This window comes from Haloferax sulfurifontis (genome assembly GCF_014635105.1).
In the GTDB taxonomy this organism is placed as follows: domain Archaea; phylum Halobacteriota; class Halobacteria; order Halobacteriales; family Haloferacaceae; genus Haloferax; species Haloferax denitrificans.
Genome location: NZ_BMCI01000003.1, coordinates 239,875 through 256,636, shown reverse-complemented (window position 1 = coordinate 256,636; position 16,762 = coordinate 239,875). Strand labels below are relative to the sequence as shown.

General features: G+C 67.9%; 18 protein-coding genes. 5 read left to right on the top strand and 13 right to left on the bottom strand.

From position 1 onward, the window contains the following. Positions 1-8: 8 nt before the first annotated feature. The gene (locus IEV64_RS09575) at positions 9-1,760 is read right to left on the bottom strand and encodes a globin-coupled sensor protein (protein WP_188423749.1); all 1,752 of its coding nucleotides are present in this window, start codon (positions 1,758-1,760) and stop codon (positions 9-11) included. A 137-nt stretch (positions 1,761-1,897) separates the two neighbouring features. Here IEV64_RS09575 and IEV64_RS09570 point away from each other — a divergent pair, with 137 nt between their 5' ends. The 3 genes from IEV64_RS09570 to galK all read left to right on the top strand — a co-directional run bounded on the left by IEV64_RS09570 (position 1,898) and on the right by galK (position 4,440). Beyond that, positions 1,898-2,533, top strand: coding sequence for a rubrerythrin family protein (locus IEV64_RS09570; protein WP_188423748.1), 636 nt, complete (start codon positions 1,898-1,900; stop codon positions 2,531-2,533). Positions 2,534-2,623: 90 nt separating this feature from the next. After that, a complete protein-coding gene (locus tag IEV64_RS09565) occupies positions 2,624-3,211 on the top strand; it encodes an MOSC domain-containing protein (RefSeq protein WP_188423747.1) in 588 nt (195 codons plus the stop codon). Continuing rightward, the gene (gene galK / locus IEV64_RS09560; RefSeq protein ID WP_188423746.1) at positions 3,208-4,440 is read left to right on the top strand and encodes a galactokinase; all 1,233 of its coding nucleotides are present in this window, start codon (positions 3,208-3,210) and stop codon (positions 4,438-4,440) included. Before IEV64_RS09565 ends, galK begins: the two co-directional genes overlap by 4 nt. Positions 4,441-4,522: 82 nt before the next feature. On the opposite strand, the gene IEV64_RS09555 is transcribed toward galK, so the two are convergent. Both IEV64_RS09555 and IEV64_RS09550 read right to left on the bottom strand, forming a co-directional pair. Further along, positions 4,523-5,761, bottom strand: coding sequence for a mandelate racemase/muconate lactonizing enzyme family protein (locus tag IEV64_RS09555; RefSeq protein WP_007273707.1), 1,239 nt, complete (start codon positions 5,759-5,761; stop codon positions 4,523-4,525). Between the two features lie 83 nt (positions 5,762-5,844). After that, positions 5,845-6,291 carry a luciferase domain-containing protein gene (locus IEV64_RS09550; protein ID WP_007273706.1) on the bottom strand — a complete coding sequence of 149 codons (447 nt, stop codon included), beginning with the start codon at positions 6,289-6,291 and terminating at the stop codon, positions 5,845-5,847. A 402-nt stretch (positions 6,292-6,693) separates the two neighbouring features. On the opposite strand from IEV64_RS09550, the gene IEV64_RS09545 reads away from it, so the two are divergent. Further along, positions 6,694-7,368 carry a hypothetical protein gene (locus IEV64_RS09545; protein ID WP_188423745.1) on the top strand — a complete coding sequence of 225 codons (675 nt, stop codon included), beginning with the start codon at positions 6,694-6,696 and terminating at the stop codon, positions 7,366-7,368. 75 nt (positions 7,369-7,443) lie between these two features. Here IEV64_RS09545 and IEV64_RS09540 read toward each other — a convergent pair whose 3' ends face one another. Further along, positions 7,444-8,664 (bottom strand): HAD family hydrolase, encoded by a 1,221-nt coding sequence (locus tag IEV64_RS09540; protein ID WP_007273704.1) that lies wholly within the window; start codon positions 8,662-8,664, stop codon positions 7,444-7,446. A 138-nt stretch (positions 8,665-8,802) separates the two neighbouring features. Here IEV64_RS09540 and IEV64_RS09535 point away from each other — a divergent pair, with 138 nt between their 5' ends. After that, entirely contained in the window at positions 8,803-9,246 is a 444-nt protein-coding gene (locus IEV64_RS09535) for a DUF5799 family protein (protein ID WP_007273703.1), read from the top strand. 37 nt (positions 9,247-9,283) lie between these two features. On the opposite strand, the gene IEV64_RS09530 is transcribed toward IEV64_RS09535, so the two are convergent. The 9 genes from IEV64_RS09530 to glpR all read right to left on the bottom strand — a co-directional run bounded on the left by IEV64_RS09530 (position 9,284) and on the right by glpR (position 16,662). Then, complete coding sequence (locus IEV64_RS09530; RefSeq protein ID WP_004970780.1) at positions 9,284-9,433, bottom strand: DUF7557 family protein; 150 nt, start codon at positions 9,431-9,433, stop codon at positions 9,284-9,286. Between the two features lie 203 nt (positions 9,434-9,636). Next, positions 9,637-10,629, bottom strand: a complete 993-nt coding sequence (gene fba, locus IEV64_RS09525) for a class II fructose-bisphosphate aldolase (protein ID WP_007273702.1) — start codon at positions 10,627-10,629, stop codon at positions 9,637-9,639. Positions 10,630-10,794: 165 nt separating this feature from the next. Then, the gene (gene ptfB / locus IEV64_RS09520; protein ID WP_049920391.1) at positions 10,795-11,271 is read right to left on the bottom strand and encodes a fructose PTS transporter subunit IIB; all 477 of its coding nucleotides are present in this window, start codon (positions 11,269-11,271) and stop codon (positions 10,795-10,797) included. Beyond that, entirely contained in the window at positions 11,268-12,965 is a 1,698-nt protein-coding gene (ptsP, locus tag IEV64_RS09515) for a phosphoenolpyruvate--protein phosphotransferase (RefSeq protein WP_007273700.1), read from the bottom strand. The genes ptfB and ptsP overlap by 4 nt, the downstream gene beginning before the upstream one ends. Before the next feature lie 3 nt (positions 12,966-12,968). Next, entirely contained in the window at positions 12,969-13,238 is a 270-nt protein-coding gene (gene ptsH1, locus IEV64_RS09510) for a phosphocarrier protein HPr (RefSeq protein WP_004970774.1), read from the bottom strand. Continuing rightward, complete coding sequence (gene ptfA, locus IEV64_RS09505) at positions 13,238-13,702, bottom strand: fructose PTS transporter subunit IIA (protein ID WP_004970773.1); 465 nt, start codon at positions 13,700-13,702, stop codon at positions 13,238-13,240. The genes ptsH1 and ptfA overlap by 1 nt, the downstream gene beginning before the upstream one ends. Before the next feature lie 45 nt (positions 13,703-13,747). Further along, positions 13,748-14,875, bottom strand: coding sequence for a fructose PTS transporter subunit IIC (ptfC, locus tag IEV64_RS09500; RefSeq protein WP_007273699.1), 1,128 nt, complete (start codon positions 14,873-14,875; stop codon positions 13,748-13,750). Between the two features lie 105 nt (positions 14,876-14,980). Then, the gene (pfkB, locus tag IEV64_RS09495; RefSeq protein ID WP_007273698.1) at positions 14,981-15,898 is read right to left on the bottom strand and encodes a 1-phosphofructokinase; all 918 of its coding nucleotides are present in this window, start codon (positions 15,896-15,898) and stop codon (positions 14,981-14,983) included. After that, a complete protein-coding gene (gene glpR, locus IEV64_RS09490) occupies positions 15,895-16,662 on the bottom strand; it encodes an HTH-type transcriptional regulator GlpR (protein ID WP_188423744.1) in 768 nt (255 codons plus the stop codon). The genes pfkB and glpR overlap by 4 nt, the downstream gene beginning before the upstream one ends. Positions 16,663-16,762: the final 100 nt, after the last annotated feature.

The window sequence follows — 16,762 nt, the reverse complement described above, 5'->3', positions numbered from 1 at the left end:
AGCGTTCGCTACTCGGTCGTTCCGCCGTCGTTACTGAGACGGCGTGACGGCGGTTCGTCGAAGTCGAACTCGTCGACGACGTCGCCCGGCGGGCCGTCGACCCCACCGGCGGACGGGGCGTCGGAGCCCGGTTCCGGTGAGGCGTTCGACCCGCCAACGCCGCCCGTCTCGCCGCCTACGAGGCGTTCGGCGGCGTCGCGAATCGAGAGCACCTGCTCGGTCTGCGAGCGGTTGGCGTCGGCGATATCGCCGATTTGGTCCGACACGGTGGTCGCGCGGGCGGTCGCGTCGTCGACCATGCCGGCGATTTGCTCGGCGCTCGCGGCCTGGTCGTCGGTCGCCGAGGCGACTTCGCCGACGCCGACGGTGGCCTGTTCGACCGCCGCCGAGATGTCGGAGAGGCTCCGCATCACGTCCTCGCCGCGGTCGATGCCGTCGTACAGTCGCCCGGTCGTCTGCGAGAGGCTGTCGATAGTCTCCTGCGCCTCGGTCTGGATGTGTCCCACCGTGCCTTCGACCTCGGCGGCGCGGGCCTGCGACTCCTCGGCGAGGTTCTTCACCTCGCTGGCGACGACGGCGAATCCCTCGCCCGCGTCGCCGGCGCGGGCGGCCTCGATGGAGGCGTTGAGCGCGAGCAGGTTCGTCTGTTCGGCGATGTCGTTGATGGCGTCGAGCACCTCGTCTATCTCCGCGATCTGGTCGTGGAGTCGCTGGACGTCCTCGGAGGCCGTCTCCGCGGCCTCGCTCACGTCGCGCATCACGTCGATGGCCTCGTCGGCCGCGTCCTCGCCCTCGGCGGCGCGCATGGCGGCGTCGGCGCTGGTCCGCTCAACCTCCTCTGCGGTCGCCGCGATCTCCTCGACGGTCGCGCTCATCTCGGACACCTCGGCGGCGACGGTCGCCATGTCGTCGGCCTGCGCCTGCGCCGTGGCCTCGATGTCGTCGGTTCGCTCCGTGACCTCCTCGGAGCTCCGCAGGAGCGACTCGACGGGGGCGCTCACGTCGGCTTCGACCTCGTTGGCGAGGGCGCGCCGACGCTCGGCGGCCTCGCGCGCCGCCTGACTGTACGAGTGGATGTACGTCTCCATCGCCACCTGCTGGTCGAGAGACAGGAGCTTCAACACGGGGAGGACGCGCGCGACGACCTCGTCGACGGCGGCTTCGACCCGGTCGTCGCCGCCGCCGAGCCCGCCCGAAACGCCGGACACGCCGCCGAGAAGTCCCGAAAAGAGGCCGCCACGGTTGCCGTCGGCGTCGAACTCGGTGTCGGCATCGCTCCCTGCCGTGTCGCCGCCGGTGAACTCGGCTTTCACCTCGTCCGCGACGGCACCGAGAATGCCCTCGTAGTAGACCGAGTACGCGCCGAGGTAGAACTTCGGCCCGAGGTCTATCATATCGTGTAACTTCCCGATGCGCGCCCGCTTGGCGAAGTAGTCCCCGTCGTACTCGCCGCGGCCGAGTTCGCGGAGATACGTGGCCTGGTCGGCCTGTAACATCTCGGTCGTCTTCGTCGAGCGACCGAAGAACTTCCCCGTCGCGTGCTCGCCGAGGTGGTCGTAGAACTCCGCCGCGAACTCGTCCGCAAACTCGTCCAAGAGCGGTTCGAGGTCGCGCAGGCGACGTTCGTCTCCCTCCGAGAGCCGAACGAACGATTTCCGTCGGTCGATTTCCGCCGCATCGATATCCAACTGCGAGAGAAGTGCGTCTCCGTCGACGCGCGCTCGCGCGCCGGCGTCGACTTGCCCCGAGGAGTCTGCCATATACTTTCTTCAACGGACACCGGTATTTCAACCCTCTCCGCGGAATATCACGAATGATACCGGGATTGATTGCCGTGAGAATCCCACATTCGCCGACCGGTCCGAACGTTCAGGTGACTGGCGAGCCGATATCCGGCATGGACGCCGATTCGTTCCGCGAGTCAGTCGAGACGGCGAAGCGAACCCAACTCGACCGGCTCGGCTCGTCGAAGCTCCTGTTGGCGCTGACCGAGGCGGACCTCTCCGAACCGGCGGTGCTCCGCGCCGCCGCGTACTCCGAGCACGCGGCCCGCGGGACGTTCGCGGCGTGGGCCGCAGACGAGGCCGACGCCGAAGCGAGAGCCGCCTTCGAGGCCACCGCGACCCGAGAGGCCGAACATCTCGACCGCGTCCTCGACGCCCTCGGCGAGGACATCGACCTTCCCGACGAACCCGGCGTGATGCACGCGTACCTCCGCGGGCGCGAGGTCGCTATCGAGCGCGCCGCCGCCGGGATGGTCGGCCGCGGCCTCGTCTCGATTCGCACTCACACGCAGGTCATCGGCTTCTTCGTCAACGAGGCCGACGAGCCCCGCGCCGACCTCTTCCGCGAGTTGAAAGCCGAGACCGAAGAGACGCTGTCGGCCGGTCTCGACCTCCTCGACGACCGCTGTGCGACCGACGCCGACTGGGAGCGCGCCCGGATGGTCGCAGAGTACGTCGTCCAACTGGCGTACGACGACTACGCCGACGGCCTCGCCGAACTCGGCGTCGACCCGAAGCCGCTCTGCTGAGTCGCCGCCGCGACGACCGGCCCGCCCCGCACTGCCCAGCCCCGCGCCGCCGACCCAATCTATTCGTGTCCCCGAGTGGTAGCCGGAGGTATGACTTCCGAGGTTCGCGGGCGCGTCGAGGCGCTGTACACCGCGCCGTCGAAGGCCGAGCCGATGGCCTCCCACGAGGCCGTCTCGGTCGCGCCAGGCGGCATCGAGGGCGACCGCTACGCCGACGGCGACGGCTTCTACTCGGCGACCGACGGCTGTCCGGTGACGCTCGTCGACGCCGCGGTGCTGGACGACGCGGCGCGCGAGTACGACCTCGACCTCGCTGGCGGCCGGCACCGCCGGAACGTCGTCGTCCGCGGCGTCGACCTCGCCGGTCTGCTCGACGCGACGTTCGAACTCGGCGGGGCCGAACTTCGCGGCACGAAGCTCAGGCCGCCCTGCGCGCACCTCGCGGACCTCGTCGGCGACGACGTGGGCGACGCCCTCCGCGAGTCCCGCGGCGGCATCTGCGCGGACGTGCTTTCGCCCGGCCGGGTCGCGGTCGGCGACGACCTCCGCGTGACCGAGGCGAACCCGCGCGAACTGGGTCGGCAGATAGCCCGGCGACTCGGCGGCGACGCGGTTGCGGGCGACGGCGACGACGCCGCGGCGAGCGACGAGGAACCGCACGGGAGCGGCCACGAATGACCGGGGGAGACGATACCGACGACGCGGCCCCGACGGCCTCGACCCCGGTGGAGCGCGCGCACGCCGCGCTCGCGTCGCTCCGGGTCGAGGGCGACAGCTCGGCGTCGACCGCAGACGCACCTGCGAGCACGGCCCCGGCGGTCGCCGTCGCTCCCGGCCGCGTGAACCTCGTCGGCGGCCACACCGACTACAACGACGGCCTCTGCCTCCCGATGGCCGTCGACCGCCACGTCGCGGTCGCGGCCCGCCCGAGAAGCGACGACCGACTCCGCGTCCGCGCCGCCGACTTCGACGAGACGGCCGAGCTCGCCCCCGACGACGACCCCGACGGGTGGGCGGCCTACGTCGCCGCGGTCGCGCGCGTCCTCCGCGAGGACGACCCAATCGGCGGCGCGGACCTCGCCATCGCATCCGACGTGCCCACGGGCGCGGGACTCTCCTCGTCGGCCGCGCTCGAACTCTCCGTCGGTCGCGCGCTCCTTGCGGTCGCCGGGCGCGACCGCCCCGCCGCCGACCTCGCGCTGGCGTGCTGGCGGGCCGAACGCGAGGGCGTCGGCGTCGAGTGCGGCATCCTCGACCAGTTTTCGGCCGCGCTGTGCGAGGCCGACTCGGCGCTCTTTCTCGACTGCCGGAGCCGCGAGACCGAGTCGGTCCCCCTCGGCGACGGCGTCGGCGTGCTCGTCATCGACACCGGCGTCTCCCACGAACTGACCGAATCGGGCTACAACGACCGCGTCCGCGAGTGCGAGGCGGCGCTCGACCGCCTGCGCGAGCGCGCCGACCGCGACCTCGACTCCCTGCGCGACGTGGACCGCGCCCTCCTCGACGCCCACGCAGACGCGCTGGACCCGGTTCACTACCGCCGCGTTCGGCACGTCGTGACGGAAAACGAGCGCGTCCGACGCGCCCGCGACGCGCTCGTCGCTGGCGACCTCGACCGCGTCGGCGACGCGATGCTCGCGGCCCACGACAGCCTGCGCGACGACTACGAGGTGAGCTGTCCGGAGCTCGACGCGGCGGTCGAACTCGCCGCCGAGACGCCGGGCGTCTACGGCGCGCGGATGACCGGCGGCGGCTTCGGCGGAAGCGCGGTCGCGTTAGTCGACGGCGACGCGCTCGACCAAGCCGCGCGCGCGATTCGAGCCGCCGCCCCCGAGCGCGTCGGCCCCGACGCCGACGTGTTCGCCTGCCGTCCCTCCGCCGGCGTTCGACTGGTCGGCGAGAGGTGAGGAGACGAGCCGACGGCTCCGCGTGCGAGGTCGGAAAAATGGAAACGCGGGTCCGTGAGTCCTGCTGTGGTTTCGGTTCGGCTTACGCCTCGTCAAACAGCGTCTCGCCGTCGACCATGTGTTCTTCGACGGTGTCCATGTCCAGCGTCACGCCGAGGCCCGGCTTCTCCGGAATCTCGATGTAGCCGTCCTCGATGACCGTCTCCTCGACGAGGTCGCCCCACCAGCCCAGCTCGTAGGAGTGGTATTCGACCGCCAGCGAGTTCGGAATCGCCGTCCCGACGTGCGCCGACGCCATCGTCGCCACCGGCGACGACACGTTGTGCATCGCGACCGGCACGTAGTACTGGTTCGCCACGTCCGCGATCTTCTGCGTCTCGCGCATCCCACCGACCTTCGGCATGTCCGGCGCGACGATGTCCACGGCCTGATTCTCGATGAGCCGGCGAAGCTCCGTCACGCGGTAGCGGTTCTCGCCGACCGTGATGGGCGTGAGCGTCGACTTCGTGACCTCTTCCTGCACCTCGAGGTTCTCCGGCGGCACGGGGTCTTCGAGCCACCACACGTCGTAGTCTTCCAACTCGGCCGCAAGGCGCTTTGCGCTCCCGCCCGAGAACGTCCAGTGGCAGTCGAACGCCACGTCCGCCTTGTCCTTGACGCGCTCTGTCACCTTCTCGACGATTTCGGCCTTGTGCCGAATCTCGCCGGGCCGCAGGTGGCGGTTCGCGCGGTCCTTCTCGAAGCCCGACGGCACGTCGAGGTCGAATTTGAGGGCGTCGTAGCCGAGTTCGTCGACCACGCGCTCTGCCTCGTCGGCGCACGCCTCGGGGTCGGCCTCCTCTTCGGTGTGGCAGTCGCAGTAGACTCGCACCTTGTCGCGGTACTTCCCGCCGAGAAGCTGGTAGGCCGGGATGTCGAGAATCTTGCCCGCGAGGTCGTGAAGCGCGATTTCGATGCCCGCGATGGCGGTGACCGTGACGCCCTCGACGGAGCCCTCACCGGACATCTTTTGGATGAGATGCTCGTACAGGCGGTCGATGTCGAGGGGGTTCTCGCCGATGACGAACGGCTTCATGCGCTCGATGAGTTCGGGAACGCCCGCGCCCCAGTAGGCCTCGCCGGTGCCGACGACGCCCGCGTCGGTGTAGATGCGGACGAGCGTCCACGGGAAGTTGCCGTCGATCATCGTCGTCTGCACGTCGGTGATTTCGACGTCGCGGCCGCCGCCGCGCTTGGCCGTCACGCCCATCGTCTCCGCCGACAGCTCTCGCATCGTGTACTCCGCGTTCGGATCGTGTAAATCCGCGTAGTTCTTACCCATGCAGAGTGGTTTACTCGGACGTTAGTAAAGTTTTTCCGACCGAGACATGTCTCCGCTCGTGACTCGGGGGACCGGGAGCGAAGTCAGACCGGCGCGCGTCGGTCGAGGGAGTCGCGGAACGTCTCGCGGACGAGCGCGTCGAGGTCGGCGGGGAGACCGAGGCGGCGGAGGTCGGTGTCGGGGTCCGCCTCGGGGTCGGGGTCGATTCCGCGGCGGCGGACCGCGAGGAGCCGCCAGAGATACGCGAGTCTGAGCAGACGCATCGCGTCGGGGACGTCGGCACCGCTTCTGACGCGGTAGGTCACCCACGCGGAGTCGGGCAGGACGTGGTGCGGGTCCGCGAGCCCGTCGGTGAGAAGCACGTCGCGGACGCGCCTCGTGAGCGCGAGGTCGACGACGCCGGCGTCGTGGACGTGGGCGATTTCCCTGCCGGCGACGACGAACTCGGTCCCTCCGAAGCGGTGCGGCGCTGTCTCGACGCCGGGCCAGCGCGAGACGCGCGAGATGATTCTGTCGATGGAGGCGGTCATTCAGTGACTGTACGCGCTCCGAGAAGATAACTACAGAGCCGGAGGCCCCGAGACGCGGCGTCTTTCGACCCGAGTTCGACACCACGTAGCCCGACGATAACCACAGGATTTCCGGACATTCTGTTCACGGTGAGTGTCTGTCGAAAATAGACCCTCAGATTGGCGTGGTATTCGCGGATTAACACGGGTTAGGAACGCGAATGTTCGCATCCGGTGATGGATTCGAGCAGTTCCTCCGCGGTCCGGGGCGCTCTCTACCGGGGAAATTTCGGAGCGCGACGCCGAGCGGTAGACGATTCGTAACGAAGCCCTCGGAACGCAAATAACAGGTCGAACCATGTCTCTGACCCCCACCGATGTACCAACCCCGAGAACCGACTCCGACCACCGGGAGGTCAGGCGATGAATCTCGGCCAGCTCGGCGTCGGCGTCGTCGTCCTCATCATCGTCGCGTTCGCGCTCCTCTCCGGCGGCGTGAATACGCCCGAGACGCCCGCGCCGGTCGACGACGCCGACAGAAGCATCGGCGCCGACGTGGCCGGCCCCGACGCGGACGACGCGCCGCCCGAGGACCCCGACCCCGGAATCGAAGCCGAACCCGTCGTCGCCGGCGACGACGGGGCCGACGACTCGGGCGACGACGGCACCGCAAACGAGAGCGAAAGCGAGAGCGGGACGTTCGAGACGGTCGAGACCGGCGACAACGACACCGACTCGGCGACGAGGACGACCAGACCGCGCGGGAGCCCGGTCGGCGTCTCGAACTACAATGACGACGACTCGTCTTCGGACGATTCGAGTGACGACTCCTCGACTGACAACAGCGCGGACGACTCGTCTTCAGATGATTCGAGTGACGACTCCTCGACTGACAACAGCGCGGACGACTCGTCTTCGGACGATTCGACCGACGACAGCGCGGGCGACTCGACCGACGATAGTGCAGACGACTCGACCGACGACAGCACCGATGACTCGTCTTCGGACGACTCGAACACCGACGACACCGGCGACGACTCGAACACCGACGACACCGGCGACGACTCGGGTGGCGACATCGGGATGTGCACGGTCTGAGCCGCCTCGGAGTCACCCCCGAAACACTCGCCTTGCTCAGCTGTAGCGACCGGGCACCGCGACGACGCGGCCCGCTCAGTCGACCAAGAGATTGAGGGCGTAGGCCGTCCGGAGCACCGACGCGGCATCGCCGCGGGGAAACACCAGTTCGTCGGTCTCGCGGACGTGGTCGAGCACGCCCGGCGAGGAGTGTTCCGGAGCCGCCGCGAGCCCGCACTCGTTTTCCGCGGCCCACTGCATCACGTCGAGGTCGGACTTCGAATCGCCCATCACGAGGACGAACGGGTCGTCCACCCCGAGCACGTCGAGCGCGGCGCGGACCCCCGCCGCCTTGTTCAGGTCCACCGCGGAGAGTTCCGCGGCGTCGGCGTGGTAGTACGCGACCGTCACGCGTTCGAGGGTCCGTTCGACGTCCTCGGGAATCTCCGCCTCCGACTCGGGAAGCCCGTCGCGGTCGTCGAGCACGTCGCGTATCTCCGGGTCGCGCGCCGCGAAGTACGCCCGCGCCCAGTCGGGGCCGGCGGGGTCGTCGGTGAGCGCCTCGCCGAGGAGGTCAAGCAGGTAGACGAGCGCGCCGTCGATGACCGCCTCGGCGTCGTCGCTCCCGGTCTCGAAGTTCGGTTTGAGCGTGACGTTGAACTCGTTGCCCTGCAGGTGAACGCCACCGCGGAGCGCGTCGGGGAGGTCGCGGATGACGCGCCCGCGGACCGACTCGAACACCGACTGCACCGAGTCGTCGAGCGTCTCGTAGAGGAGGCGCTTCGTGTCCGAGCCGTGACCGGGCGTGAAGACGCCGGTGCCGGCCTCGTAGACGATGCTCACGTCACCCGAGTGAACGAGTTCGTTGCCCAGCCCCTGAATGGCGAACCCCTTGACGTTCTCTAAGGTCTGGCCGGTGCAGATGACGATGGGAACGTCCCGCTCGTGGAACCGGGTGAGGAGGTGGAGCACCTCGCGAGGAATCTCGTTGTCCGTCTGCCCCGCGGAGCGAAGCGTCTCGTCCACGTCGAGGACGAGCGCGTTCACTTCTCGCCCGTACTTCGTGTAGAGGTCGAGGGCCGTGAAGGCCTGGTCACGCGTCGCGCGCGCGGCGAGTTCGGCGTAGCGGTCGCCGTCCGAAAGCGCGCGGCGAATGCGGTCTTTCTTCGCCGTGAGTTCGTCGTCGACCGCCTGCCAGTGCGACAGCGCCACCGGCGAGCCGAGCGGCGGCAAGAGGTCGACGAAGTCCTGTGCGTCCCGGACCGCGTCCGCGTCGAAGTTCCCGTACAGTCTGTACAGGAGGTCGTACCGCTCCATGACTCGGGGTCGTCACCCAACCGCATTAAACCCGCATGGGTGCCGGTTCCCCCGCGGCGTCTCGCCGGCGGAGAGACGCGCCGCCGACGGTCGGTCGGCCCCGCAACTCTGATACCGACCCGCCGACGACGTGTGCACATGGCACACTGGACCGACAGCATCGTCGGCGACCGGATGACGGTGGACCGCGAGTTCAACGAGCAGGTGATGAACTCCCGGTTCAACAGTCAGGAGTGGGGTCTCATCATGACGGCGACCGAGTTCGAAATCGAGAACGCGGACGACCCCGAGGCGGCGCGCATCGTCGCCGACACGGAGAAGGTCCCGCAGATTATCCCCGAACTCGACAACATCCGCAGTCAGATGGGCGGGATGGGCGGCGGCGGAGACGACTCCTCGTCCGCCGGCGGCATCGTCGACTCCATCAAGGGCGCACTCGGGATGAGCGGCGGCGGAAAGAAGGGCGAACAGGAGAAACTGGAGGCCGCAGAGCGACTCACGCAGGCGTACGCCGACGAACTCCAAGACCACCTCGAAAAGAAGGGCAAGTGGAATCAGGTCCGGGTCAGCTACCTCGAATAGCCGGGGCGTTCCGGCGGTTGCGTTCGCGCCCGGCGTCTCAGTACTCGTCGCCGGCGTGGAACAGCGTTCGCTCGCTCGCCTCGTAGATGTTCATCAGTTCGTTGATGAGTTCGTCGTACTCCTCGTCTTCCTCGCGGAGCGCGTCGAGTCGGGCGACCGTCTCGTCGTCGAGGTGAATCTGCGGCATACCTACACCCACGCCGCGTGACACCTTAAGCGACGTGGGGCGGCGGATTCGACTGCCACCGAGCACCGAGAGCGCCGCCGCTGGGCGGGACACGTATCGAAACGAAAAACCGGCGGTGTGCCGGGTGGAGACGACGGCCGGTGTCGGTTCGAGTGCGGACGCGACGAGCGCTCGACGGTGAACGTGCCACCGCCCGCGCGGCGTTACTTGAACAGCGACTGGCCGGCGCTACCGGAGACCTCGGTCAGGTCGGCGTGCACGTCGGCGATGCGCTCGCGGATGTCGCGGCCGGCGACGCGGGGGTCGAACACGTCCTTGTTCGGCGACCAGTCGGTCTCGTTGAAGAACGTGTCGCGGGCGTCCGCGACGCCCTCGGGCGGGACGATGGCGTTCGGTTCCTCGGTGTAGCGGTCGTAGGCGGTGCGCGTGTACTCGTACTGGTAGCGGGTGTCCTTGTTGACCTTGCAGATGCCGTGTTTGAGCATCTCCTGCAGTTGGTCGGGCTGGACGCCCGAGGAGCCGTGGAGGACGAGCGGCGTGTCGAGGCCGTGGTCGCGCAGGGCCTGCCGGATGTCGTTGGCGAGGTCCGGACGGAGTTCGAGGTCCTTGCCCTTGGCGACGCCGTGTTGCGTGCCGACGGAGATGGCGAGCAGGTCCGCGCCCGTCTTCTCGACGAACTCGACGGCCTGCTCGGGGTCCGTGTAGAACGCCTCTTCGGCCTCGATTTCGTCTTCGACGCCCTTTATCTGGCCGAGTTCGGCCTCGATGAGGACGTCGGAGTCCGCGGCGTCGACCATCTCGACGACCTCGCGGCTCGTCGCGACGTTCTCGTCGAACGGCTCGTGGGAGGCGTCGATCATGATGGACGACGGGATGTCGAGTTCGATCTGTTTCTCGATGAACTCGAGGTCCGTCTGGTGGTCCATGTTGAGGAAGACGCCGATGTCGTACCGCTCGGCGATGGTCTCGATGTAGTTCCCCATGGCTTTCAGGCCCGCGACGGCGTCGCCGTCGCCCGCGAACCGACAGGCCCCGCCGCTCATCTGCAACAGGAGGTCCGAGTCCATCCGGTCGGCTCCCTCCATGAGACCCATCATAATGTTCGGCTCCGCGATGTTACTCGCGATGAGGCCGAATCCTTCGTCGAGCGCCTCGTCGTACACTGTGGCGAGTTCCTCCCCGCCGTAGAACGGCATTATGCGTTCACCTCGGTTTCGTCAACGACTGCGAGACTAATAATGTATGGGAAGTGAGTTTCGATTCTGCACGTTTTCGTTTGTTCACGTTCGAGTTAATTTTCATCGGGGGATGGAGCGCCGCCGCTGACGGGCGGGGGAAAAACGAGAAACCGTCGGCGGGAGTTACGAGAACAGCTTCTTCAGCCGGGCGAACAGTCCCTTTTCGGGGTCGCCGCCGCGGCGCACGGGTTCGTCCGAGTCCGCGGCGTCGCCGGACGAGTCGTCGGCGTCGGCACCGGCCTCGGCGTCCTCGCCGTCGTCGCCGCTACCGAACGTGACCGAACCGGTCTTGCCGGCCTCGGCGAGTTCGACGGCCTTCTCCACGACTGCCTCGGCGTTGTTCACGCCGTCTTTGACCGTCCCCTTGAGGACGAGTTTGCCGTCGAATCGGTCGCGGCTGACCGAGGTGTCCGAGGTGATGATGACCGCGTCGGCCTCGGCGATGGCGTCCGAAGACAGTTCGTCCTGCGTGCCCATCGCGCCCTGGACCTCGACGTCGATGTCGTGGCCGAGGCGCTCGCCGGCCTGCAGGAGGTTCTCGGCCGCCATCTGGCTGTGTGCGATTCCGGTCGGACAGGATGTGACTGCGACGAGTTTCATAGCTCTAGTGTAAGGATTTCCGCGACTTCAGCCTTGGTGTCGGCCTGAAGGACGCGCTCTGCGAGTTCGCGGGCGTCCGCGGTGTCGGTCTCCGTGACGGCCGCCTTGACCTGCGGCACCGTCACGGCGCTCATGCTCAGTTCGTCGAGGCCGAGCCCGACGAGCAGTTCGGTGAGGTCCGGGTCGCCGGCCATCTCGCCGCACATGCCGACCCAGCAGTCCTCGCCCTCGGCCGCCGAGACGGTGGCGTCGATGGCGCGGAGGACCGCCGGCTGTCGGTAGTCGCCGAGCTCGGAGACGCGCTCGTTGCCGCGCTCGGCGGCCATCACGTACTGCGCGAGGTCGTTCGTCCCGATGCTGAAAAAGTCCACGTGCGGCGCGAACTGGTCGGCCATGAACGCCGCGGCGGGCGTCTCGACCATGATTCCGAACTCGGGCAGTTCGTTCGCGACGCCGTCGGCGTCGAGGTCCGCGGCGACCGACTCGAACCGCTCGCGGCCGGCGCGAAGCTCCTCGACCGTCGAGACGAGCGGGAGCATCACCGACAGGTTCGCGCCGTCGGCGCTGGCCGCCGCGCGCAGGAGCGCGCGCACCTGTGTCTCGAAGAGGTCCGCGTCCGGGCCGAGCGACCGGCGGATGCCGCGCTCGCCGAGGAACGGGTTCTCCTCGTCCGGCAGGTCGAGGTACGGCACCGGCTTGTCGCCGCCGATGTCGAGCGTCCGCACGACGACGCGCCCGCCGTCGAACGATTCGAGCGCCTCGACGTACGCCTCGTACTGCTCGTCTTCGTCCGGCGGCGACTCGCGGTCGAGAAAGAGGAACTCGGTGCGGAACAGACCGACGCCGTCGGCCCCGCGGTCGACGGCCGGCCCGAGGTCCGCCAGCGTGCCGATGTTGGCGGCGACCTCGATGTCGACGCCGTCTGCGGTCTCGACCGACTCGTGTCGGACGTCCACGTCGGCGGCGGCCGCGGCGGCCTCCTTGCGCTCGTCGGTCGGGTCGACCACGAGGTCGCCCGACTCGCCGTCGACGACGACTTCCGCGCCGTCCTCGACGGACTGGAGTTCCTCGCCCACGCCGACGATGGCCGGCAGGGCGAGCGAGCGCGCGAAGATGGCCGCGTGGGAGGTGCGGCCGCCCGTCACCGTGACGAAGCCCGCGACGCGCTCCGGGTCGAGTTGCGCCGTGTCGCTCGGCGTGAGCCGTTCGGCGACGACGACGCTCCCCTCCGGCAGGGACGAGAGGTCGACGCGCTCGCCGTCCGAGAGGACGCGCACGAGTCGGTCGCGCACGTCGCGGAGGTCGTCGGCGCGCTCGCCCATGCGACCGCCCATGTTCTCGAACTGCTCGACGAACTCGGAGAACGTCTCCTGCACGGCGTGTTCGGCCGGGAGCCCGCCCTCGATGGCGTCGGTGACGCCGTCGGTTATCTGCGGGTCGTTGAGGAACTGGACGTGCGCGTCGAACACCGCGGCCTCCTCCTCGCCGACGCGTTCGGCGGTCCGCTCGCGCTCGGCTTCGAGTTCGTCCTCGGCGGCCGCGCGGGCGTCCTCGAAGCGCGCCAGTTCGGCGTCTTCGTCCACGTCTTCCGGTGCCGGCGGCTCGGGTAGGTCGGCGTCCGGTCGGTACCAGACGACGGTGCCGACGCCCGAAAGCGGTGTCACGCCAATGCCGGAGAGGGTTCGTTCGGTCATGGCTTACTGTTTGGCTTCGGGCGTCGAAAGGATATCCTCTAGGGCGTCGAGTGCCGCTTCCGCGTCGTCACCCTCGGCGACGAGGCGCACGGACTCGTCGTGGCCGACGCCGAGACCGGTGACGGCCAGCATGCTGGCGGCGGGGACGAGGTCGTCCTCGTCGGCGCGGCCGAGCTGTACGTCGGCGTCGAACTCGTTTGCGGTCTCGACGAACTGCGAGGCCGGCCGGGCGTGAAGCCCGTCTTCGGGGACGACCGTGACGGTCCGCTCCATCACTCGACCACCTCGGCGAGCACGTCCTGGACGGTCTGTTTGCTCTCGGCTTCGAGGAGCTTCTCGCGGACGTCCTCGTGCATGAGCGACCGCGAGAGGGCGCTCAGAATCTGCAGGTGGTCCTCGCCGCCCGCCGCGGGGACGAGAATCATAAAGAGGAGCTTCGCCGGCTTGTCGTCCATGGCGTCGAAGTCGATGCCCTCGGTCGAGCGCGCGAAGGCGACCGTCGGCTTCGAGACGGCGTCGGTCTTCGCGTGGGGGATGCCGATGCCGAAGCCGACGCCGGTCGTCGCCTCCTCCTCGCGTTCGAGGAGGGCGTCGAGCGCGGCGTCGCGGTCGTCGACGCGACCGGCGTCGACCGCGAGGTCGAGGAGGAACTCGATGGCTCCCTCCTTCGTCGCCGGCGGCTCTTCGAGCGAGATCAGTTCGAGCGGTGTGATGGTGCTGATGTCAGTGACGTCCATTGTATTGTGCTTCGTTCGAGTACGGAAAGATTAGTTCGGTTGTGGTCAGTCGTCGGAGCTCTGGGCCGCGACCTTGGCGTCGAAGTTCGGCTTGATGGCCGTCGCGATGACGGCCGTGACGATGGAGCCCAGGAGGATGCACGCGACGAACATGAACGGCTGGTTCGACAGCGGAACCACGAAGATGCCGCCGTGCGGTGCCGGCATGTTCACGCCGAGCGCCATCGAGGCCGCGCCGGCGACGGCGCTCCCGGCGACGACGCTCGGAATGACGCGGGCCGGGTCGGCGGCCGCGTACGGAATCGCGCCCTCGGTGATAAAGGAGAACCCGAGGAGCACGCCGCTCTTGGCGTTCTCGTACATCTCGGCCGCGTACTTCTGCGGCGCGATGAAGTTCGACAGCGCGAGGCCGATGGGCGGGACCATGCCCGCGATCATGACCGCGGCCATCGGTGCGGTGACGCCCTCGGAGATGAGGCCGACGGAGAACACGTAGGCGACCTTGTTGATGGGGCCGCCCATGTCGGCCGCCATCATCGCCCCGAGGAGAGCCCCCAGAACGATTGCCTGTCCGCCGCCCTGCATGTTGCTCAGGAACGCGGTGAGTCCCGCGTTGGCGATGGAAATCGGGACGCCCAGCACGAACAGCATCACGGGCGTGAGCACCGCGGTGGTCGCCACCGGGATGAGGAGCACGGGCATCATCGGTGCGATGAACTCCGGCACGTCGCGCTGTTTGAACCAGCGCGCGACGATACCGGCGAGGAACCCGGCGACGATTGCGCCGAGGTAACCCGCGCCGGCGGAGCCGCCCTGAAGGCCGATGACGTCACCGGCCGCCTGCAGGACGTTGCCCTGCTGGATGATGTACGACAGGATAAAGCCCGGTGCGAGGCCCGGTCGGTCGGCGATGGCGTACGCGATGTACGCGCCGAGGACCGGAACCATCAGCGTCAGCCCAGCGACGCCGATCTGCGCGAGGAACCAGCCGGCGGTCCCCGTGCTGTTGAATACGTCTTGTACGTTGTTCGAAAGCGAGGCTACCGCGTAGCCCAGCGCGAGAAAGATTCCGCCGATGGTCACGAACGGAATCATGAACGATACCCCGGTCATCAGGTCCTCCTTCACCGACGTGAGGTAGGACCGAACCGCGTCTTCTGCGTCGTTTGCCATAGTGTTGCCACCCCTACGAAAGAACGTACGCAAATGTGCTCAAAAACCCTTTCGAATATGAACGTTACTGCGCGTTTTGGTCGTTGATAAACGTTTATACGAGAATCACCGAGTCCGAACGGTCGTCACCTCGACGTGCATCTCGTTCGTCAGCACGTCTTCGAGGTGCGGGACGCGGGTGCCGGCGACGCCGACGACGCGCGCGGCCGTCAGGACGCCCATTCGGAGGGCGTCAGCGTCGGACAGCCCGTGTTCGCGCGCGGCGAGGAAGCCCGACATGACCGCGTCGCCCGCGCCGACCGTGTCGACGACCTCCACGTCGAGCGCGGGCGCAGAGAGCACCTCGCTGTCGGTGACGAGGAGCGCGCCGTCCGCGCCGAGCGAGGCCAACACGTACTCGAACCCGCGCGCGTGAAGCTCCTCGGCGGCCTCGACGGCGTCGGCTTCGGTCTCGACCGTTCGGCCCGTCGCCGCCGCGAGCTCGGAGCGATTGGGTTTGCAGACGTAGTAGTCGGCGTCCAGTTCGGCGAGGTACTCGCCGCCCATGTCCACCGCGATTTGCCAGTCGCCCGCGCGAGCGAGCCTGTCGACGTCGGAAAGCGACATCCCCGGCGGGAGACTGCCGCCGACCAGAAGCGTGTCCGGCTCGTTCGCCTGTGCGGTTTCGACGAGTTCGTCCACGTCGGCCGGCCGAATCTGCGGACCGTTGTGATTGAGTTTGTACTCGCCGTCTTCCGCGAGCACGGTCGTGTTCAGCCGCGTGTCCGCGTCGATGGTGACGAAGTCCGAGGCGATGCCGTCGGCGTCGAGTCGGTCGCGGACGAACTTCCCGAAGTGGCCGCCGAGAAAGCCCGAGGCGGTCGCGTCGGCGTCGAGCGCCGAGACGTACTTGGCGACGTTGATGCCCTTGCCGCCGGCGGTGAACACCGCGTCGTCGGTCCGGTGGACGACGCCGGTCTGAAGCGGTTCGTCGAAGTGAATCGTGTGGTCGACTGCTGGGTTCGGGGTGACTGTGAGAATCATCGTGCAACTCCGTCGACGACGGTGACGCCCGCGCTCTCTATCTCCTCTCGGGAGTCGGCGTCGAGCGTCCCGTCGGTGATAAACAGGTCAATATCTTCGAGTGATGCGAACTGGACGAAGCTCCGTCGGCCGAGCTTCGAGAGGTCGGCGACGAGGACGACCTTTGCGGCCTTTTCGACCATCAGCTTTTTCATCCGCGCTTCGTCCTCGTTCGGGGTCGTGAGGCCGGATTCGACGTCGAACCCGTTCGTGCCGAGGAACAGCAAATCGAAGTTCGTCCGCTCCATGAACGACTCCGCGGTCGGCCCCACGAGCGCCTTCGTCCGCCGGCGGAGCGTCCCACCGGTGAGTTTGACCTCGTTGTCCTCCTCGTTCAGTTCGATGGCGAGCCGCGGCGAGTTGGTGACGCCGAGTATCGTCCCGTCCTTGGGGACTTTCCGGGCCACCTCCATCGTGGTCGTCCCGGCGTCGAAGAACACGACTTGCCCCTCGGCCAGTTCTTCGACCGCGCGGTCCGCGATCGCGCGTTTCCCTTCGAGATTCTGTACTTCCTTCTGGCCGTAGGTCTGCTCGCGCCCGACGGAGGTCACGGGGACGGCCCCGCCGTGCGACCGCTCGATGAGCCCACGGTCTTCGAGTTCGCGCAGGTCGCGCCGTATCGTCGCCTTCGAGTAGCCGAGATGTTCGGACAGCGACTCGACCGACCGACCGTCCGAGTCGGAGACGAGTTCGACGATGCGGCGTTTGCGCTCTGCTGGTAACATCGGTGGCGATTCCTCGTTAGGTGGAAGATAGGTCGGGGAGTAGTGTTAATTGTTTATGTTGGATTCCGCCCGTATCTGTTCGAAACGGACGGATTCCACA

What these genes read in the sequence shown, in the direction of transcription:
- ptfA (WP_004970773.1), bottom strand. Translation starts at nt 13,702, where the DNA reads ATGGACGTCACTGACATCAGCACCATCACACCGCTCGAACTGATCTCG.
- ptsH1 (WP_004970774.1), bottom strand. Translation starts at nt 13,238, where the DNA reads ATGGAGCGGACCGTCACGGTCGTCCCCGAAGACGGGCTTCACGCCCGG.
- IEV64_RS09545 (WP_188423745.1), top strand. Translation starts at nt 6,694, where the DNA reads ATGAATCTCGGCCAGCTCGGCGTCGGCGTCGTCGTCCTCATCATCGTC.
- ptfC (WP_007273699.1), bottom strand. Translation starts at nt 14,875, where the DNA reads ATGGCAAACGACGCAGAAGACGCGGTTCGGTCCTACCTCACGTCGGTG.
- fba (WP_007273702.1), bottom strand. Translation starts at nt 10,629, where the DNA reads ATGCCGTTCTACGGCGGGGAGGAACTCGCCACAGTGTACGACGAGGCG.
- IEV64_RS09565 (WP_188423747.1), top strand. Translation starts at nt 2,624, where the DNA reads ATGACTTCCGAGGTTCGCGGGCGCGTCGAGGCGCTGTACACCGCGCCG.
- IEV64_RS09535 (WP_007273703.1), top strand. Translation starts at nt 8,803, where the DNA reads ATGGCACACTGGACCGACAGCATCGTCGGCGACCGGATGACGGTGGAC.
- IEV64_RS09555 (WP_007273707.1), bottom strand. Translation starts at nt 5,761, where the DNA reads ATGGGTAAGAACTACGCGGATTTACACGATCCGAACGCGGAGTACACG.
- IEV64_RS09550 (WP_007273706.1), bottom strand. Translation starts at nt 6,291, where the DNA reads ATGACCGCCTCCATCGACAGAATCATCTCGCGCGTCTCGCGCTGGCCC.
- IEV64_RS09530 (WP_004970780.1), bottom strand. Translation starts at nt 9,433, where the DNA reads ATGCCGCAGATTCACCTCGACGACGAGACGGTCGCCCGACTCGACGCG.
- IEV64_RS09570 (WP_188423748.1), top strand. Translation starts at nt 1,898, where the DNA reads ATGGACGCCGATTCGTTCCGCGAGTCAGTCGAGACGGCGAAGCGAACC.
- galK (WP_188423746.1), top strand. Translation starts at nt 3,208, where the DNA reads ATGACCGGGGGAGACGATACCGACGACGCGGCCCCGACGGCCTCGACC.
- glpR (WP_188423744.1), bottom strand. Translation starts at nt 16,662, where the DNA reads ATGTTACCAGCAGAGCGCAAACGCCGCATCGTCGAACTCGTCTCCGAC.
- IEV64_RS09575 (WP_188423749.1), bottom strand. Translation starts at nt 1,760, where the DNA reads ATGGCAGACTCCTCGGGGCAAGTCGACGCCGGCGCGCGAGCGCGCGTC.
- ptsP (WP_007273700.1), bottom strand. Translation starts at nt 12,965, where the DNA reads ATGACCGAACGAACCCTCTCCGGCATTGGCGTGACACCGCTTTCGGGC.
- ptfB (WP_049920391.1), bottom strand. Translation starts at nt 11,271, where the DNA reads ATGAAACTCGTCGCAGTCACATCCTGTCCGACCGGAATCGCACACAGC.
- pfkB (WP_007273698.1), bottom strand. Translation starts at nt 15,898, where the DNA reads ATGATTCTCACAGTCACCCCGAACCCAGCAGTCGACCACACGATTCAC.
- IEV64_RS09540 (WP_007273704.1), bottom strand. Translation starts at nt 8,664, where the DNA reads ATGGAGCGGTACGACCTCCTGTACAGACTGTACGGGAACTTCGACGCG.